Annotated in this window: 15 protein-coding genes; 4 read left to right on the forward strand and 11 right to left on the reverse strand. The window is 62.9% G+C overall.

The window, feature by feature from the left end; all coding sequences use genetic code 11:
* Nucleotides 1-19: 19 nt before the first annotated feature.
* Genes B4F27_RS00465 through B4F27_RS00475 form a run of 3 tightly spaced genes read right to left on the reverse strand, consistent with a single transcriptional unit; the run spans nucleotide 20 to nucleotide 2885 of the window.
* A complete protein-coding gene (locus B4F27_RS00465; RefSeq protein WP_286758579.1) occupies nucleotides 20-1021 on the reverse strand; it encodes a YcjF family protein in 1002 nt (333 codons plus the stop codon).
* Nucleotides 1021-1476, reverse strand: a complete 456-nt coding sequence (locus B4F27_RS00470; RefSeq protein ID WP_074635809.1) for a GNAT family N-acetyltransferase — start codon at nucleotides 1474-1476, stop codon at nucleotides 1021-1023. The genes B4F27_RS00465 and B4F27_RS00470 overlap by 1 nt, the downstream gene beginning before the upstream one ends.
* Entirely contained in the window at nucleotides 1473-2885 is a 1413-nt protein-coding gene (locus B4F27_RS00475) for a YcjX family protein (RefSeq protein WP_167543138.1), read from the reverse strand. Before B4F27_RS00475 ends, B4F27_RS00470 begins: the two co-directional genes overlap by 4 nt.
* Before the next feature lie 92 nt (nucleotides 2886-2977).
* Here B4F27_RS00475 and truA point away from each other — a divergent pair, with 92 nt between their 5' ends.
* Nucleotides 2978-3766, forward strand: a complete 789-nt coding sequence (truA, locus tag B4F27_RS00480; protein WP_074635813.1) for a tRNA pseudouridine(38-40) synthase TruA — start codon at nucleotides 2978-2980, stop codon at nucleotides 3764-3766.
* A 9-nt stretch (nucleotides 3767-3775) separates the two neighbouring features.
* Here truA and gndA read toward each other — a convergent pair whose 3' ends face one another.
* Entirely contained in the window at nucleotides 3776-5203 is a 1428-nt protein-coding gene (gene gndA / locus B4F27_RS00485; protein WP_286758580.1) for an NADP-dependent phosphogluconate dehydrogenase, read from the reverse strand.
* A gap of 153 nt (nucleotides 5204-5356) precedes the next feature.
* Here gndA and B4F27_RS00490 point away from each other — a divergent pair, with 153 nt between their 5' ends.
* Together B4F27_RS00490 and B4F27_RS00495 are read left to right on the forward strand one after the other, a co-directional pair.
* The gene (locus B4F27_RS00490; RefSeq protein ID WP_009826145.1) at nucleotides 5357-5815 is read left to right on the forward strand and encodes an NUDIX hydrolase; all 459 of its coding nucleotides are present in this window, start codon (nucleotides 5357-5359) and stop codon (nucleotides 5813-5815) included.
* A gap of 87 nt (nucleotides 5816-5902) precedes the next feature.
* Nucleotides 5903-7384 (forward strand): inorganic phosphate transporter, encoded by a 1482-nt coding sequence (locus B4F27_RS00495; RefSeq protein WP_286758581.1) that lies wholly within the window; start codon nucleotides 5903-5905, stop codon nucleotides 7382-7384.
* A 25-nt stretch (nucleotides 7385-7409) separates the two neighbouring features.
* Here the strand turns inward: B4F27_RS00495 and B4F27_RS00500 are convergent, their stop codons facing one another.
* From B4F27_RS00500 to B4F27_RS00510, 3 genes are all read right to left on the reverse strand, one after another.
* A complete protein-coding gene (locus B4F27_RS00500; protein ID WP_286758582.1) occupies nucleotides 7410-8408 on the reverse strand; it encodes a 2-dehydropantoate 2-reductase in 999 nt (332 codons plus the stop codon).
* On the reverse strand, nucleotides 8405-9310 hold the full coding sequence (gene argF, locus B4F27_RS00505; RefSeq protein WP_009826142.1) for an ornithine carbamoyltransferase: 906 nt from the start codon (nucleotides 9308-9310) through the stop codon (nucleotides 8405-8407). The genes B4F27_RS00500 and argF overlap by 4 nt, the downstream gene beginning before the upstream one ends.
* A 75-nt stretch (nucleotides 9311-9385) precedes the next feature.
* Nucleotides 9386-10561: an aspartate aminotransferase family protein gene (locus B4F27_RS00510; protein ID WP_286758583.1), complete on the reverse strand. Its 1176-nt coding sequence runs from the start codon at nucleotides 10559-10561 to the stop codon at nucleotides 9386-9388.
* Between the two features lie 432 nt (nucleotides 10562-10993).
* Here B4F27_RS00510 and B4F27_RS00515 point away from each other — a divergent pair, with 432 nt between their 5' ends.
* Nucleotides 10994-11593, forward strand: a complete 600-nt coding sequence (locus B4F27_RS00515) for a GcrA family cell cycle regulator (RefSeq protein WP_005851702.1) — start codon at nucleotides 10994-10996, stop codon at nucleotides 11591-11593.
* Between the two features lie 69 nt (nucleotides 11594-11662).
* Here B4F27_RS00515 and B4F27_RS00520 read toward each other — a convergent pair whose 3' ends face one another.
* Genes B4F27_RS00520 through thrC form a run of 4 tightly spaced genes read right to left on the reverse strand, consistent with a single transcriptional unit; the run spans nucleotide 11663 to nucleotide 15338 of the window.
* Complete coding sequence (locus tag B4F27_RS00520) at nucleotides 11663-12100, reverse strand: VOC family protein (protein ID WP_286758584.1); 438 nt, start codon at nucleotides 12098-12100, stop codon at nucleotides 11663-11665.
* A 6-nt stretch (nucleotides 12101-12106) separates the two neighbouring features.
* On the reverse strand, nucleotides 12107-12691 hold the full coding sequence (locus tag B4F27_RS00525) for a GNAT family N-acetyltransferase (RefSeq protein WP_005851700.1): 585 nt from the start codon (nucleotides 12689-12691) through the stop codon (nucleotides 12107-12109).
* Nucleotides 12691-13953: a M16 family metallopeptidase gene (locus tag B4F27_RS00530; protein ID WP_005851699.1), complete on the reverse strand. Its 1263-nt coding sequence runs from the start codon at nucleotides 13951-13953 to the stop codon at nucleotides 12691-12693. The genes B4F27_RS00525 and B4F27_RS00530 overlap by 1 nt, the downstream gene beginning before the upstream one ends.
* Nucleotides 13950-15338, reverse strand: a complete 1389-nt coding sequence (thrC, locus tag B4F27_RS00535; RefSeq protein WP_009826137.1) for a threonine synthase — start codon at nucleotides 15336-15338, stop codon at nucleotides 13950-13952. Before thrC ends, B4F27_RS00530 begins: the two co-directional genes overlap by 4 nt.
* Nucleotides 15339-15341: the final 3 nt, after the last annotated feature.

The following is a 15341-nucleotide window of genomic DNA, read 5'->3' on the forward strand; positions in this document are numbered from 1 at the left end:
AGCCCCCTCGCCCCGGCATCTAGCTGCCCTTGGAAAACAGCCCCGACAGCGCGCGTTTGATGATGCTGCGCACCTTGGGGCGGCGCGCTTCCGAGAACGGCATGGGGCGACAAACCTCCATCGCGGCGACGCCAACGCGGGCGGTCAACGCACCGTTCACCAGCCCTTCGCCAAAGCGGCGCGACAGTTTTGCCAGCATCGTTCCGCCAAGGATCGGCTCCAGCATGTCGTCGCCCACAGCCACGGCCCCTGTCGCCACCAGATGCGACAGCACCACCCGCGTCAGACGCCACGACCCAAAGAAGCCCGAGCGCCCGCCGTAGATCTCGGCCACGCGGCGGATCATGCGCAGGTTGCTGGTCATCGCCGCGACCACATCGGCCAGCGCCAAGGGCACCAGCGCCGTCACCGTCGCGACCTGACGTGCAGCCGCCTCGACCTCGCGGCTGGCGGCGATGTCGAGAGGGCCCAACAGCTCTGCCTCGGTCAGGGCCAGCAAGGTCTGCGCATCCAACTGATCGCCGCGCAGCTCTGCCAGACGGTCGCGGCCCCAACGGGTATCCTCGCGGCCCTGATACAGACCGACCAGCCGGTCGGTCACAGCCCGCGCCGCCGTCAGATCATTCTGCGCCAGCGCCTCGCCCACGTCGTGATGCAAACCTTCAAGCCGCGCCAAACGGCTAAAGGCCGCCAATTCACGCAGACAGAGCAGTACCAGAACCAGCAGCACCGCACCAATAAGCACGGTCATCGCCAGCCCCAACAGCGGATAGCTCGCCAGCAGCCCCATGATAAAGTTCCACGCGGCAATGGACACCAGCGCGCCGATGAGCGTGGTCAGCAGCCACCAGAACAGACGCACCAGCTTAGACGGCTTGCGCGCGGCCAGCCGTGCCGCGATCTGCATCGCCTGCCCTTGCGGCGCGGGCGCACCCACATCGGGCACCGGCGGCGCATCCGATACCGAAGGCCGCGCGGTTGTGTCTTCTTCAAGGTCAAATAGCACCGGACCCTTGGCCATCACGCCGCCCCTTTCATCCACTCAAACCGTACATCGGGCAGCCCGAAATCATTGCCTGCCCCGTCGCTGCGCGCCACCTCTATAAAGCCCGCGGCACGGTAGAACCGCGACGCACGCAGGTTCGCCTCGAAACTCCACAGCGCGAGCCGATCGCTTTGTGCCTTGGCCCCGTTCAGCAAACGCTGCGCGATTCCTTTGCCTTGGGCCTTGGGGTGCAGATACAGCCCGTGAATCTCGGCCGCACGCCGTGCCAGAAAGCCCACAACATGCCCGTCGGTCCGCGCCACCTGCACCCAGCCCACGTCGATCATATCGCCCAGAGTGCCGATCTCTTCTGCGCGGCTGTGGGCCTGAGGCAGCCAATCGTGATCTGCATTGGCGCAGGCCATCACCTCTGACAGGCGACCGGCATCCAGCACCCGCGCGGGTGCGATGGTCACATCATCACCGGTCACAGACGATCCCCGATCAAGAACTCCGCCGCGCGGTCCAGACGGATATGCGGCGGCCCGTCACCGGGGCGCAGGTTCAGCCGAGCAGGCGCAAAACGCATGATCTGATAATCCTGATCCAGCCATTTTTCCGCCCCCGCCCGCGCCGGACTTAGAAGATGTGCCGGGTCTTTGGGTAGTTCACCGGGATAGAACGCGGCCTCTTTGCCGGTATCCAGCAGGCTGCCGCGCACGACCTCTAGGGTTTCGCCGTTGTGCGTCATTGTGGCTTCGGTGGTAGCACGCAAAGACGCCAGCGACATGGCCGATGTCTGAGCCCCCGCAAAGCGCGCGCGGTCGCGGGCATCCCGTGTCAGCGCCTCCATGATCGCGGTGAGGCTGGCGTGCTGACTGTGGTGCAAATGGTCTGCCTTGGTCGCGGCAAAGAGGATTTTCTCGACCCGTTTGCCGCGCAAAAGCTGCGTCAGAAATCCGTTGCGTCCGGGTTTGAAGCTGCCAAGGATATCGCTCATGGCAGCGCGCAGATCCTCGACCGCACGGGGGCCCTGATTGATCGCGCCAAGCGCATCCACCAGCACGACCTGCCGGTCGATCCGCGCAAAGTGATCGCGAAAGAACGGTTTGACCACCTGCCGCTTATACGCCTCGAACCGCCGCGCCATCTCGCGTAGCAGTGACCCGCGCGGCCCCTCGCCGCCCGGCAGGGGCGCAAAGGTCAGCACCGGCGATCCGGCCAGATCACCGGGCAGCAGGAACCGCCCCGGCGTGCAGTCGGAATAGCCATTCGCCCGTGCCGTTTGCAGATACTCGGCAAAGCTGGCGGCCAGCGCTTGGGCCACGGGTTCGTCCAACGCCGCCTCGGGGTCGATCCCCTCCACCAGCACGCGGTAGCCCGCGGCCTCTTCGCGGTTGGCGATCCGCGCCAGCACCTGCGCCGACCACGTGGCATAATCCACATCCATCAGCGCCAGATCCAGCAGCCATTCGCCGGGGTAATCCACGATATCAAGATGCACCGTGCGCGGCCCCTGAAACCCCGCAAGCAAGCCATTTGGCCGCACCCGCAAGGACAGGCGCAGTTCCGATATGGCGCGGGTGCTGTCAGGCCAATGCGGCGTGGGCCCCGTCAGCGCAGCAAGGTGGTTTTCATATTCGAACCGCGGCACGGTATCGTCGGGCTGCGGCTGCAAGAACGCCGCCTCGATCCGCCCTTCGGAAGCCGCAAGCAGCCCCGGCATCCGCCCGCGATCCAGCAGGTTCGCCACAAGCGAGGTGATAAACACGGTCTTGCCGGAGCGCGCCAAACCGGTCACGCCCAGACGGATCACAGGCTCGAAGAACGTCTCGGACACCCCGTCCTGCACATTTTCCACCTGCCGCCAAATGCCATCGGCAATTCTTGAGAGTACCAAAGCCCGTGCCCGCCTTCACCTGTCGTTGCGCTCTAACATAGGCACGCGGGTCAGGGATTGCCAGATGGCCACCCTCAGGGTAAACGCCCGCCATGCAACGCTATGCCCTGAAAATCGAATACCACGGCGCACCTTTTGTCGGCTGGCAACGCCAGATCGACCTTGCGTCGGTCCAAGGCGCGATAGAGGACGCTTTGGCCAAGATCGAACCGCGCGCCCATAACATCGCCGCCGCAGGGCGCACCGACGCCGGTGTCCACGCGCTGGCGCAGGTCGCCCATTGCGATATGGAACGTGACTGGACCCCGTTCCGCCTGTCCGAGGCGATCAACTATCATCTGAAACCACTGCCCATTGCGATTGTCGATTGCGTCGCGGTGGATGATGATTTTCACGCCCGCTTTTCCGCGCTCGAACGCCGGTATCTGTTTCGTGTGCTGGTACGTCGCCCTCCGGCGACACATCAGGCGGGGCTGGTCTGGCAGGTCAAGAAGCCGCTGGACATCGACCGCATGCGCGAGGCCGCGACCCATCTGATCGGCGAGCATGATTTCACCACCTTCCGCTCGACCATCTGTCAGGCGCAAACGCCGGTCAAAACGCTGGACCGTGTGGATATGACAGAGCATCCCGTCGGCGGCGGTGTCGAGGTGCAATTCGACGTGCGCGCGCGGTCGTTTCTGCACAATCAGGTGCGCAGCATCGTGGGCACGCTTGAACGCGTCGGGGCCGGATCATTTGCGCCCGACGATGTGAAACAGATGCTCGCTGCGCGGGACCGTCAAGCCTGCGGCCCCGTCGCCCCGCCGCAGGGTCTGTATCTGTCGCATGTCACCTACGAGACAGACCCTTTCGCGCAATCGCCCCTGCGCCGCGGTTAAACCAGCGCCCTAGTCGCGCCGGATCGCGTTCCACGTCCCGTGGTGCGCCCCCGCGATATCGCCGCGTTCAAACCCATGCGCGCCGAAAAAGTCGCGCTGCGCCTGGATCAAATTCGCGGACCCGCGTGCGGTTCGGATGCTGTCATACCACGCCAGTGACGCGCTTAGCGCGGGCATGGGCACGCCCAGGCTCACCCCGGCAGCGACGGTCTTGCGCAGGCCAGCAAGGTGATCGCCCAGCATATCGCGGATGGCGGGGGCGAGGATCAAGGCCCCCTCGGGCAATCCTGCGTGGAACGCATCGGCCAGATCGTCCAGCAAGGCTGACCGGATGATACAGCCCGCACGCCAGATCTTTGCAATGCGGGCCATATCCAGCTGCCAGCCAAATTCGTCAGAGGCGGCGGACAAAACGCGGAACCCCTGCGCGTGACCCAGAATGCGCGCGGCCAGCAGGGCCGATTTCATCTCGTCCTCGGTGGGCAGCGTGCCGCCGGTCACCGCATCCGGCAAGAGCGGCGCCGCCGCGACCCGCAAGGCTTTCTCGCTGGACCAGCCACGGGCGCCGACGGCGGCCTCGATCGTGCTGGCCGACTGGCCAAGCTTCAGCGCCTCGATCAGGGTCCAGCGGCCCGTGCCTTTCTGACCCGCCTTATCAAGGATCAAATCCACCATTGGCGTCCCGCTCTCGGCATCCACGGTTTGCAGCGCGGCGGCGGACACCTCGATCAGGTAAGAGCTGAGCGGCCCTTTCTGCCAGCTTTCAAACAGCGCCCCGATCTGCGGTGCCGTTTGCCCACCGGCGTCGCGCAACAGCCCGTAGACTTCAGCGATCATCTGCATGTCGGCATATTCGATCCCGTTGTGCACGGTCTTGACGAAATGCCCCGCCCCGTCCGGCCCCAGATGATCGACGCAAGGTGCGCCCTGAAACTTGGCCGCAATCGCGCTGAGCATGGGGCGCAGCTGGGTCCAGCTGTGATCGGTACCACCCACCATCATCGACGGGCCGTGGCGCGCGCCCTCTTCGCCGCCCGACACGCCCATGCCGACGAAATGCCGCCCCGTACCGTCAAAGGCGGCGGCGCGGCGGCGGGTGTCGTGGAAATCGGCGTTGCCGCCATCAATGATGGTGTCGCCCTCATCCAGCAGCGGCATCACCGCGTCGATCATCGCATCCATCGGTGCACCCGACGGGATCATGAACAAGATGCTGCGGGGTTGCGCGATACTGTCGACAAAATCCTCAAGCGTCGCGTGGCCCGAGAGCTGACCCGCCAGCGGTCCGGCCTCTTCCAGAAAGGGCGCGATCCAATCGGCTTCGCGGTTGCTGACCGCCACACGGAACCCCTGCTCGGCCAGATTAAGCGCCAGCGCACTGCCCATCGTCCCCAGACCATAAACGCCAATATCTGCGGTCTTTAAATCTGCGGCCATCGCGCTAAATCTCCTATAATGTCCATCAAACAGTGGGATGCACACCGCCGCTGCACAAGGGTTTGCGGGGGTGAAATTGATTCTCGTCTCTTTTTCAGCTACGATGACCGGATAAAAGCAAGAACAACGAAGTTACAGGTTAACGTTTTAATTATGATACATGAACTCAAACGCGCGTGGGAGGGTATGATCCTCCCCATCTGGCGCCGCCCCAAACGTATTCAGGTCGCCGCATTGTGCTACCGTGAAACCCCCGAAGGTAAAGAAGTCCTGATGATCACCAGCCGTGACACCGGCCGGTGGATCGTGCCGAAAGGCTGGCCGATTGACGGACTGGACGGTGCCGGTGCCGCCCTGCGCGAAGCATGGGAAGAGGCAGGCGTGTCCAAGGCCGATATCGAGAGCGAGCCGATCGGGTATTATGACTATGACAAGGGCCTGTCCGAAGGGATGACCACGCCCGTCATCGCACAGGTCTACCTGACCCGCGTCCGTCACATCGAGGATGAATACCCCGAGGTCGACCTGCGCACCCGCCGCTGGATGCCCCCAAAGGAAGCCGCCGAACTGGTGGCAGAGCCTGATTTGCGCGAAATCCTTCTGAACCTCTAGTCGCCACGCCCCGATAGCCACCCGTGCGGCCTTGCGAAACCGTTTTCACTGTGCCACGAGCGCATGGTTTTAGAAAATGAGGCAGCAATGACCGACGGACCCAAAGGCCAACAGTGGAAAACACTGGATTCTGACCTGAACCGCATCTCGCGGGTGGAACAGGCCGCGACCTATGTGGCGCGGCCTATGGTCGGATTTGGCATTGCCCTTGCCTTCATCGTATTGGCCGCGCTGGTCGCAGGTCTGTTCTTTGGCGCGCAGCCTTCCAACTATGTGGTGATCGCCGCTGCGGCCTTCGGGGCCTATATGGCGGTAAACATCGGGGCCAATGACGTTGCCAACAATATGGGCCCCGCTGTCGGGGCCAAGGCGCTGAGCATGGGCGGCGCGATCATCATCGCTGCCATTTGCGAAAGTGCCGGTGCCCTTCTGGCTGGTGGCGACGTGGTATCGACCATCTCGAAAGGGATCATCGACCCCGCGTCGGTCGCAGATTCCCAAGTGTTCATCTGGGCCATGATGGCCGCGCTGATCTCGTCGGCCCTGTGGGTCAATCTGGCCACATGGGTGGGCGCGCCGGTCTCGACCACACACTCGGTCGTGGGCGGCGTCATGGGGGCCGGCATCGCGGCTGCGGGGATGGCGGCAGTGAACTGGCCTTCGATGAGTATGATCGCCCTCAGCTGGATCATCTCGCCCGTCTTGGGCGGCGCTGTCGCGGCGATGTTCCTTGCGCTGATCAAGTCGCAAATCCTTTACCAAGAGGACAAGATCGCTGCTTCGCGCCGCTGGGTGCCAATCCTGATTGGCGTCATGTCCGGTGTCTTTGCCACCTATCTGGCGCTCAAGGGGCTCAAGAAGATCGTCGAGATCAACATGGGCTCTGCCCTGCTGATCGGTTTGGCCTGTGGCGTTCTGGCCTATGCCATTTCCTACCCCGTCATCCGCCGCGCGTCGATCGGGATGGAGAACCGCAACAAATCCGTCAAAGTGTTGTTCGGCCTGCCGCTGGTCTTTTCCGCAGCGCTGCTCAGCTTTGCACATGGGGCCAATGATGTCGCCAACGCGGTTGGGCCCCTCGCCGCGATCGTACACGCCACTGAATTTGGCGGGTTCGAGACCAAAGTCTCTATCCCCATGTGGGTGATGGTGATCGGGGCCTTCGGCATCTCGTTCGGGCTGTTCCTTTTCGGGCCGAAACTGATCCGCATGGTGGGCAGCCAGATCACCAAGCTGAACCCGATGCGCGCCTATTGCGTCGCCCTCTCTGCGGCCATTACCGTGATCATCGCCTCGTGGCTGGGCCTGCCCGTCAGCTCTACCCATATCGCTGTGGGGGGCGTTTTTGGCGTAGGCTTCTACCGCGAATGGCATATGGAGCGCCGCCTGCGTCGCCCCGGTGCCAAAGCCGGTCAGGTCAAACGCATCGCTGTAGAGGAACGCCGCCGCCGAAAACTCGTGCGCCGGTCGCACTTCATGACCATCGTCGCGGCCTGGGTCATCACCGTCCCCGCGGCAGCAACCATGTCAGCGATGATCTTTCTGGGGCTGAACGCGCTGGTCAACTAAGCGCTGTGGCGCATGGCCTCGCCGCCTAGCGAAGGTCCGAGGGGTCCATATCGGGCAACCCCGGACCGCGCGCCTGCGCCTCTTTCACCAAATCAGAGACCCGCTGACACAGCGGCGTGGCGATGCCTTCCTGCGCCCCCATCGCGATGATCCGCCCCTGAAGCGCGTCGATCTCGGTCGGTTTACCCGCCTCTAGGTCATAGGACATCGAGGTCCGCGCCATCGGGTCAATCGTCAGCATCTTGGCCGCGACACGTGAGAACAGCGGCGTCGGCAGGCGCAGCACCCAAGGGATCAGCTGTGCGGGCAATGGCGTGGAGGATGCAGGGTGGATGCCATGAGCCTTTAGCACGGCAAGCGCCTCGGCCATCTGGGCGGCCATCACGCGCCGCCAGCGCCGGTCAAGCAGTTGTTGCTGCAAGGTCAGCCCTGACAGGGCGTTCAGCGCGTTGTTCAGGTTCAGCAGCAGCTTGCCCCATTGAACGCCGATGATCGCCCCCGTCCCCGTGACCTGCAATCCCGGCCCCGACAGATAGCCCGCCAGCGGCATCCGGCCCGTTTCGACGAAAATATCCCCGCTGGTCGCGCGGTGATACCGCCCGTCGCCATGGGGGACGACATTGAAAGGCACCATGCCTCCGCGCACATCATGCAGCGGCAAAGCCTCGCGCAGGATCTCGGCCGCGTCGAGGCCGTTTTGCAGGCTGACAATGGTCGACAGCGCCGGTGTGTGCTGCGCCACCAGCCGGGCGATGTCGGCGGTGTCGTCGGTCTTGACCGTGACCAGCACGATCCCCGCCCCGGCAAGACAGGCAGGGTCCTGTGACAGGGTCAGGCTTGCGGCAGGCACCTGCTGGTCGAGCCCGTCAAAACCCGTCAGCCGCAGACCATGCTTGCGGATCTGCTCTGCCACGCGGGGGCGAACCAACAGCGTGACATCGCGACCGTGGGCGGCAAGCATGCCACCCACAAAGCAGCCGATCGCCCCCGCACCCGCGACAACGATGGGCCGCCGGTCGCTCATTTCCCCAAGCACCAGCGCATGACCGACTTTTGCGCGTGCAGCCGGTTTTCAGCCTCGTCAAAAATGACCGAGCTTGGGCCGTCCATAACAGAGCTTGTCACCTCGTCGTCGCGGTGCGCGGGCAAACAGTGCATAAACAGCGCGTCGGGTTTTGCCTTGGCCATCAGCGCGTCATTCACCTGATAGCCGCGCAGCTGGTTGTGCCGACGTTCGCGCGCCGATTGCGGATCATGCATCGACACCCATGTGTCTGTCACGACCAGATCCGCGCCCTCTACCGCTTTGTTCGGGTCACGCTCGGTTGTGTAAAGGCCATTCAGCGCGGCCTCGGGGTCCAGTGTCTGCGGGCCGGTAAACACAAGTTCGAAATCAAAGGCTTTGGCCGCATGCGCGAAGCTGGCGAAGACGTTGTTACCGTCACCGGACCAGACCACCTTTTTGCCCTTGATCGGGCCGCTATGCTCTTCAAAGGTCATGATATCGGCCATGATCTGGCAGGGGTGGGTGCGGTTGGTCAGCCCGTTGATCACCGGGACAGAGGCATATTCCGCCATCTCCAGCAGGGTTGCCTCTTCGAAGGTGCGGATCATGATCAGATCGACATAGCGGCTGAGCACCCGTGCCGTGTCGGCGATGGTCTCTCCGTGGCCGAGTTGCATATCTGCGCCAGAGAGCACCATCGTCTGCCCGCCCATCTGACGCACGCCCACGTCAAAGCTGACGCGCGTCCGTGTCGAGGGCTTTTCAAAGATCAGCGCGACCATGTGATCCTTGAGCGGCTGTTCATCATCCGGCGCACCACGGGGGCGGCCCAGTCGGGACGATTTCATCGTGGCGGCATTGTCGATGATGCTGCGCAGGTCAGCCGGATCGGTTTGGTGAATATCGAGAAAATGTTTCATGGGGTATTCTTTTAATTTTAGGGAGTTGGGGGGCCAGCCCCCCGGCCCCCCGGAGTTTATAGGGCAAAATGAAGGTCAGCTGGCAGCAAGGCTGCTGGCCGCTTGATCAAGGCGGGAGACGGCCTCGGCGATGTCTTCATCGGTGATATTGAGAGGGGGCAGCAGGCGGATCACGTTATCTGCCGCCGGTACTGTGATGACCTCGTGACGGTACCCTGCGGCGACGACATCGCTGTTGGTGGTTTTGCATTTCAGCCCCAACATCAACCCGCTGCCGCGTACGCTTTCGAACACGTCAGGGTGGCTGGCGACCAATCCTTCGAGCTTTTGGCGCATCAGGCCGGCCTTGCGGTTCACATCGTCAAGAAAGGCGTCTGTGCCGATGATATTGACCACAGCATTGCCCACGGCACAGCCCAGCGGGTTGCCGCCATAGGTCGACCCGTGGGTGCCCGCCGTCATGCCAAAGGCCGCGTTCTCTGTAGCCAGCACTGCGCCCAGGGGGAAACCGCCGCCGATGCCTTTGGCGACCATCATGATGTCGGGGGTGACGCCGGCCCATTCATGGGCGAACATCTTGCCGGTGCGACCCACGCCGCATTGCACCTCGTCAAAGATCAACAGCAGCCCGTGTGTGTCGCACAGCGCGCGCATCTGTTTGAGGTCAGCATCCGGCACGGGACGGATGCCGCCTTCGCCCTGCACCGGCTCGATCATGATGGCGGCTGTGGTATCGGTGATCGCCGCGCCAAGCGCCTCCATATCGCCAAATTCGATATGTTTGAAACCGGGGAGCAGCGGGCCGAAGCCTTTAGTCATTTTCTCGGATCCTGCCGCCGCGATCCCGGCAGATGACCGCCCGTGGAACGAACCCGAGAAGGTGATGATCTCGGTCCGGTCGGACTGGCCCTTGTCGTAGAAATACTTGCGCGCCATCTTGACCGCCAGTTCGCATGCCTCGGTGCCGGAGTTGGTGAAGAACACCGTATCGGCAAAGCTGAGCGCGACCAGCCGGTCGGCCAGTTCCTGTTGCTGGGGGATCTCGTAGAGGTTCGAGGTATGCCAAAGCTGCCCCGCCTGTTCGGTCAGCGCCGCCACCAGCGCGGGGTGCGCATGGCCAAGCGCGTTCACCGCAATGCCTGCGCCCAGATCCAGAAATCGGCGGCCGTCCTGTTCAATCAACCAGGACCCTTCGCCTTTGACAAAGCTCAGGGGGGCGCGTGAATAGGTCGGCAGAACAGATGGGATCATCAGGATCATCCTTATGGGTTGGCCGCATCAAAGGCACAAAAGGCCATGTGTGACGGAGAGGGTCAATAAGATTTGAAGGGGTGCGACGCAATTTATGTCGCAAAAGATCAATGCCGTGCCCCCCGTGTCAGGGGCCGGTGTCGCCAATTAGCCTTGGCGTCGTCGCAAAGAGGATGTCGAACGGTTGATCATGCCGTTTGCATAAGCAGCTTTTCGCGGCTTGCAAAGCAAAAATTGGCGCGCGATCGCCGCAATCTGTCGCACGAACGGTGCCGGGGCTGCTTTGCTGTGGTTTTAAGGGAGCGTTTGCCGCCGCTGCCGTCCCAATCGCCCGTTCGCGCCTTGCACCCAAGCTGTCAGTGATTAGTATAGGGGCTTGAGATTTTTCCACGGCGGTCCTGAGAAGGGCCGCTTGTTAGCTAAGGACGCCAAATGTCTTGGACCGATGACCGCGTAGAGATCCTGAAGAAAATGTGGGGCGAGGGCCAATCCGCAAGCCAGATTGCAAAGGAGTTGGGCGGTGTGACCCGCAATGCCGTGATCGGCAAGGTGCATCGTCTGGGGCTGTCCAACCGGACCGCAACCGCAGCGCCCGCCGCCGCGCCTGCTGCGGCTGCCAAACCGGAAGCCAAGGCCAAGCCGGCCGCAAAACCCGCCGCAGCCGCCAAACCCAAGGCTGAACCCGCCCCCGAAGCCGCAGAGCCGGAACCGGCAGAGGCTGCGCCAGCGCCCCGTCCCAACCTGCCCGCGCGCGCCAAGATCATTCCCGCCGGTCAGCCGCTGCCGCCGCAGCCCTCCGCGAACGAGATCAGCCCTGAGGCGCTTGCCAAGGTGAGCGAGGTCGAGAAAAAGTCGAAGAAGATCGGCCTGATGGACCTGACAGAGCGGACCTGCAAATGGCCCGTCGGTGACCCTGCAACGGATGATTTCTGGTTCTGTGGTCTGCCCGTACAGCAGGGCAAGCCCTATTGCGAGGCGCACGTCGGCGTCGCCTTCCAACCGATGAGTGCGCGGCGCGACCGCCGCCGCTAAGCCGCCAGTAAGCCGCTGCGGACATCAGAGTAACGAAAGGCCAGACAGCGATGTCTGGCCTTTTTCATATCAACGCGTCGGCGCAGGGGGTGGATCATCCCTGCCCGGCTCTGCCGGATTATCACAGAACAACGCGATCTTGTTGCCTTGGGGGTCGCGCAGGTAGCTGACGTAGAAGCGCGGACCATAGGTGGCGCGAAACCCCGGCTGGCCCTCATCGCTGCCGCCCGCGGCCAGCGCTGCGGCGTGTAGCACGCGCACCTGTGCCTGGTTGGTTGCTTCGAACGCGATCATCGACCCGTTGCCAGCAGAAGCCGGCGCGCCATCAAAGGTCGGTTTGACGTAGAAATCTGGCAAGGCCACGGGGTGCCCCGCAGCCTGCGACAGCACAAAGCTCAAGCCTTTGGGACCTTCGGTCAAGGCATAGCCCAAGGCTGGCAGGAAAGCGGTATAGAAGCGTTTGGCACGTGCAAGGTCGTCTGCCCCGACAGTGACATAGGCGATCATAGCCCCCTACCCCGCTGCGGTCTTGCCCCGACGGTCCCCGCGCAGCTGCGCATACAGCACATGGGTCCGCCAGCGCCCGTCGATTTGCAGATAGCTTTGCGCGACGCCTTCGTACTTGAAACCGGTCTTTTCCAGCAACCCGCGCGAGGCGATGTTCTCGGGCAGGCAGGCGGCCTCGACACGGCTGATGTCCAGACGGGTGAAGGCGTGGTGCACCGTCGCCTCGATGGCTTCGCGCATATAGCCACGGCGGGCGAATTGTTCGCCGGTCCAATACCCCAAGGTGCCCGCCTGTGCCGGGCCGCGACGGATGTTATCCAGCGTGATCGCCCCGATCAGCATGTTATCCTTGCGGCGGATCAGGAACAGCGGCAGCGCCGTCCCCGCAGAGACCGACCGGTTGGCCCAGTAGACCCGATTGGTAAACGCTTTGCGCGACAGGTGGTCCGGTGCCCAGGACGGCTCCCACGGGGTGAGGTAGGTGATGCTGTCCGACCGCAGGGTGGCCCAGGGGCGGAAGTCAGCATGCACCGGTGGGCGCAACGTCAGCCTTTCGGTTTCAATGGCAAGCTTTCGTTTCAGCAGTTGCATCAGGCAGCGCGACGCTCCTGAAGTTCTTCCAATGTGGGGGCGCCGTCTACGGGACCATAAAGCGCCAATGCCGCAGGGGCGCTGGCGGCGATATTCTGGGCAAAGTCGCGCACGTCGCCTGTGGTGACCGCGTCGATCTGCGCGATGGTCTCTTCCAGCGGGGGGACGCGGTCCCAGATCTGGATCAGACGCGCCAGACGTTCCGCGCGGTTCGACGGGCTCTCCAGCCCCATCAGCAGGCCAGCCTTCATCTGCGCCCGTGCCCTTGCAACCTCGGCCGGGGACATGTCGGACGCGGCGCGCTTCATCTCATCAATCGTGATGCCCGCCAGTTCGGGCAGCTGTTCGCCGCTGGTGCCAGCATAGATCGTCATCATGCCCGTATCGGCATAGGCCCCCGCCTGCGCAAAGATCGTATAGCACAGGCCGCGGTTCTCGCGGACCTCCTGGAACAGGCGGCTCGACATGCCGCCCCCCAGGGCAGAGGCATAGATCTGCGCGACATAGATATCATCGGCGCGGTAGCCGGGCGCTTCGAACCCGAGGGCGAAATGCGCTTGCTCAAGCGGTTTCAACTGGCGCACTTCACCGCCGCTGAATTTGGCAGCATCTACGTCGAAGAGAGGCTTGGGGGGCATGTCGCCGAACAGCTGTTCAGCAAGGCGTACGATTTCGTCATGGTCCACCGCCCCAGCGGCGGCGAGGATCATCTGGTCGGGGCCGTAATGCTGACTGATAAAGCCCGACAGGTCTTCGCGGCTAAAATTCGACACGCGTTCGGACGGGCCCAGAATGGTGCGCCCGATGGGTTGGTTGGGGTATGCCTTTTCCTGTAACCAGTCAAAGATCACATCATCCGGCGTATCCAGCGCCTGACCGATCTCTTGCAGGATCACGCCGCGCTCTACCTCGATCTCGCCATTATCAAGGACGGGATTGCGCAGGATATCCGCGATCACATCCAGCCCCAGCGACACGTCATTTTCCAACACGCGCACGTAATAAGCCGTCACTTCACGCGAGGTATAGGCGTTGATATAGCCGCCCACATCCTCGATCGCTTCGGCGATTTGCAACGACGTGCGCTTGGCCGTGCCCTTGAACGCCATATGCTCAAGGAAATGCGCGATACCGTTTTGCGTGGCCGTCTCATGCCGCGCGCCCGCCGAAACCCAGACCCCGATAGATGCCGATGCAAGCCCCGGCATATGTTCGGTTACGATACGAAAGCCGTTGGACAGGCGGTGTTGTTGCAAGCTCACTGAGCGATGCCCCCTTTAATGATATCCTTGAGCGCCTCAAGGTCGTTCGGCACGCGGGTCACGCGTTCTTCGCGGTCGAACAGATCGGCCATGTGGTCGGGCAGCGGCGGGCGCTGGCCTGTGGCGGCTTCGACCGCGTCGGGGAACTTGGCCGGATGCGCGGTGGCCAGCGTGATCATCGGCGTCGCCGGATCACGCAAGGCCGCCCCCACGCGCACCCCGATGGCAGAATGCGGGCACAGCAGTTCGTTTGTGTCGGCGTAGAAGGCCTTGATCGTCTCGCTGGTTTCCTCTTCGGACACGCGGCCCGATTTATAGGTGTTTTGCAGATCGCGCAGGGCATTGTCGCCCACGTCGAACCCACCCTTCGCCAGATCGCCCATCAGCGCATTGATCGCGTCGCTGTCTTGGCCGTAGGCGAAATACAAGGCGCGTTCAAAGTTGGAGCTGACCTGAATATCCATCGATGGGCTGATAGAGGCATGAACCTCGCCCTTGTGGTAGCCGCCTGTGGTCAGGCAGCGGTGCAGGATGTCATTCTGGTTCGTCGCAACAACCAGATCGGCAATCGGCAGTCCCATTTCGCGCGCGATATAGCCCGCGAAGATATCGCCGAAGTTGCCCGTGGGCACGGTAAAGCTGACCTTGCGGTCCAGCGCGCCCATAGCGAGCCCTGCGGTGAAGTAATAGACCACCTGCGCCAGCACGCGGCCCCAGTTGATGCTATTGACCCCTGCCAGTTGCACCCCGTCACGGAAAGCGTGGTCGTTGAACATGTCTTTCAGGCGCGCCTGACAGTCGTCGAAATCACCGTCCAGCGCCAGCGCGTGCACGTTGCTTTCCGATGGTGTGGTCATCTGTCGGCGCTGCACTTCGGACACGCGGCCATGGGGGAAGAGGATGAAGACATCGACGTTATCCAGCCCGCGGAAGGCTTCGATCGCGGCTGATCCGGTATCGCCCGAGGTCGCACCGACGATGGTCACCCGTTCCCCCTTGCGCGACAGCACGGCCTGGAACATGTGGCCGATCAACTGCATGGCAAAGTCTTTGAACGCCAGCGTGGGACCGTGGAACAGTTCAAGCAGGAAGTGCCCCTGTTCAAGCTGCACCAGCGGCGCGCGCACCTTGTGGTTGAAGCCCGCATAAGCCTTGGCGATCAGTGCCTTGAATTCATCGTCGCTGAATGTGTCGCCGACAAAGGGCTTCATCACACGAAAGGCGACATCCTCGTAGGACATCGTGGCCATCTCGCGCAGCTCATCGGTGCCGAGCGTCGGGATCGTTTCGGGCACATACAGGCCGCCGTCACGGGCGAGGCCGGTCAGCAGTGCCTCTTCGAACGACAAAACGGGGGCGGAACCACGGGTGGAGACATAACGCATAAG

This window comes from Sulfitobacter sp. UBA1132 (assembly GCF_002311545.1).
Classification (GTDB): Bacteria; Pseudomonadota; Alphaproteobacteria; order Rhodobacterales; family Rhodobacteraceae; genus Sulfitobacter; species Sulfitobacter pontiacus.

Excerpts from the sequence above, each read along its gene's own strand:
- B4F27_RS00465 (WP_286758579.1), bottom strand. The coding sequence starts at position 1,021 with ATGGCCAAGGGTCCGGTGCTATTTGACCTTGAAGAAGACACAACCGCG.
- truA (WP_074635813.1), top strand. The coding sequence starts at position 2,978 with ATGCAACGCTATGCCCTGAAAATCGAATACCACGGCGCACCTTTTGTC.
- gndA (WP_286758580.1), bottom strand. The coding sequence starts at position 5,203 with ATGGCCGCAGATTTAAAGACCGCAGATATTGGCGTTTATGGTCTGGGG.
- B4F27_RS00490 (WP_009826145.1), top strand. The coding sequence starts at position 5,357 with ATGATACATGAACTCAAACGCGCGTGGGAGGGTATGATCCTCCCCATC.
- B4F27_RS00495 (WP_286758581.1), top strand. The coding sequence starts at position 5,903 with ATGACCGACGGACCCAAAGGCCAACAGTGGAAAACACTGGATTCTGAC.
- B4F27_RS00500 (WP_286758582.1), bottom strand. The coding sequence starts at position 8,408 with ATGAGCGACCGGCGGCCCATCGTTGTCGCGGGTGCGGGGGCGATCGGC.
- argF (WP_009826142.1), bottom strand. The coding sequence starts at position 9,310 with ATGAAACATTTTCTCGATATTCACCAAACCGATCCGGCTGACCTGCGC.
- B4F27_RS00510 (WP_286758583.1), bottom strand. The coding sequence starts at position 10,561 with ATGATCCCATCTGTTCTGCCGACCTATTCACGCGCCCCCCTGAGCTTT.
- B4F27_RS00515 (WP_005851702.1), top strand. The coding sequence starts at position 10,994 with ATGTCTTGGACCGATGACCGCGTAGAGATCCTGAAGAAAATGTGGGGC.
- B4F27_RS00520 (WP_286758584.1), bottom strand. The coding sequence starts at position 12,100 with ATGATCGCCTATGTCACTGTCGGGGCAGACGACCTTGCACGTGCCAAA.
- B4F27_RS00525 (WP_005851700.1), bottom strand. The coding sequence starts at position 12,691 with ATGCAACTGCTGAAACGAAAGCTTGCCATTGAAACCGAAAGGCTGACG.
- thrC (WP_009826137.1), bottom strand. The coding sequence starts at position 15,338 with ATGCGTTATGTCTCCACCCGTGGTTCCGCCCCCGTTTTGTCGTTCGAA.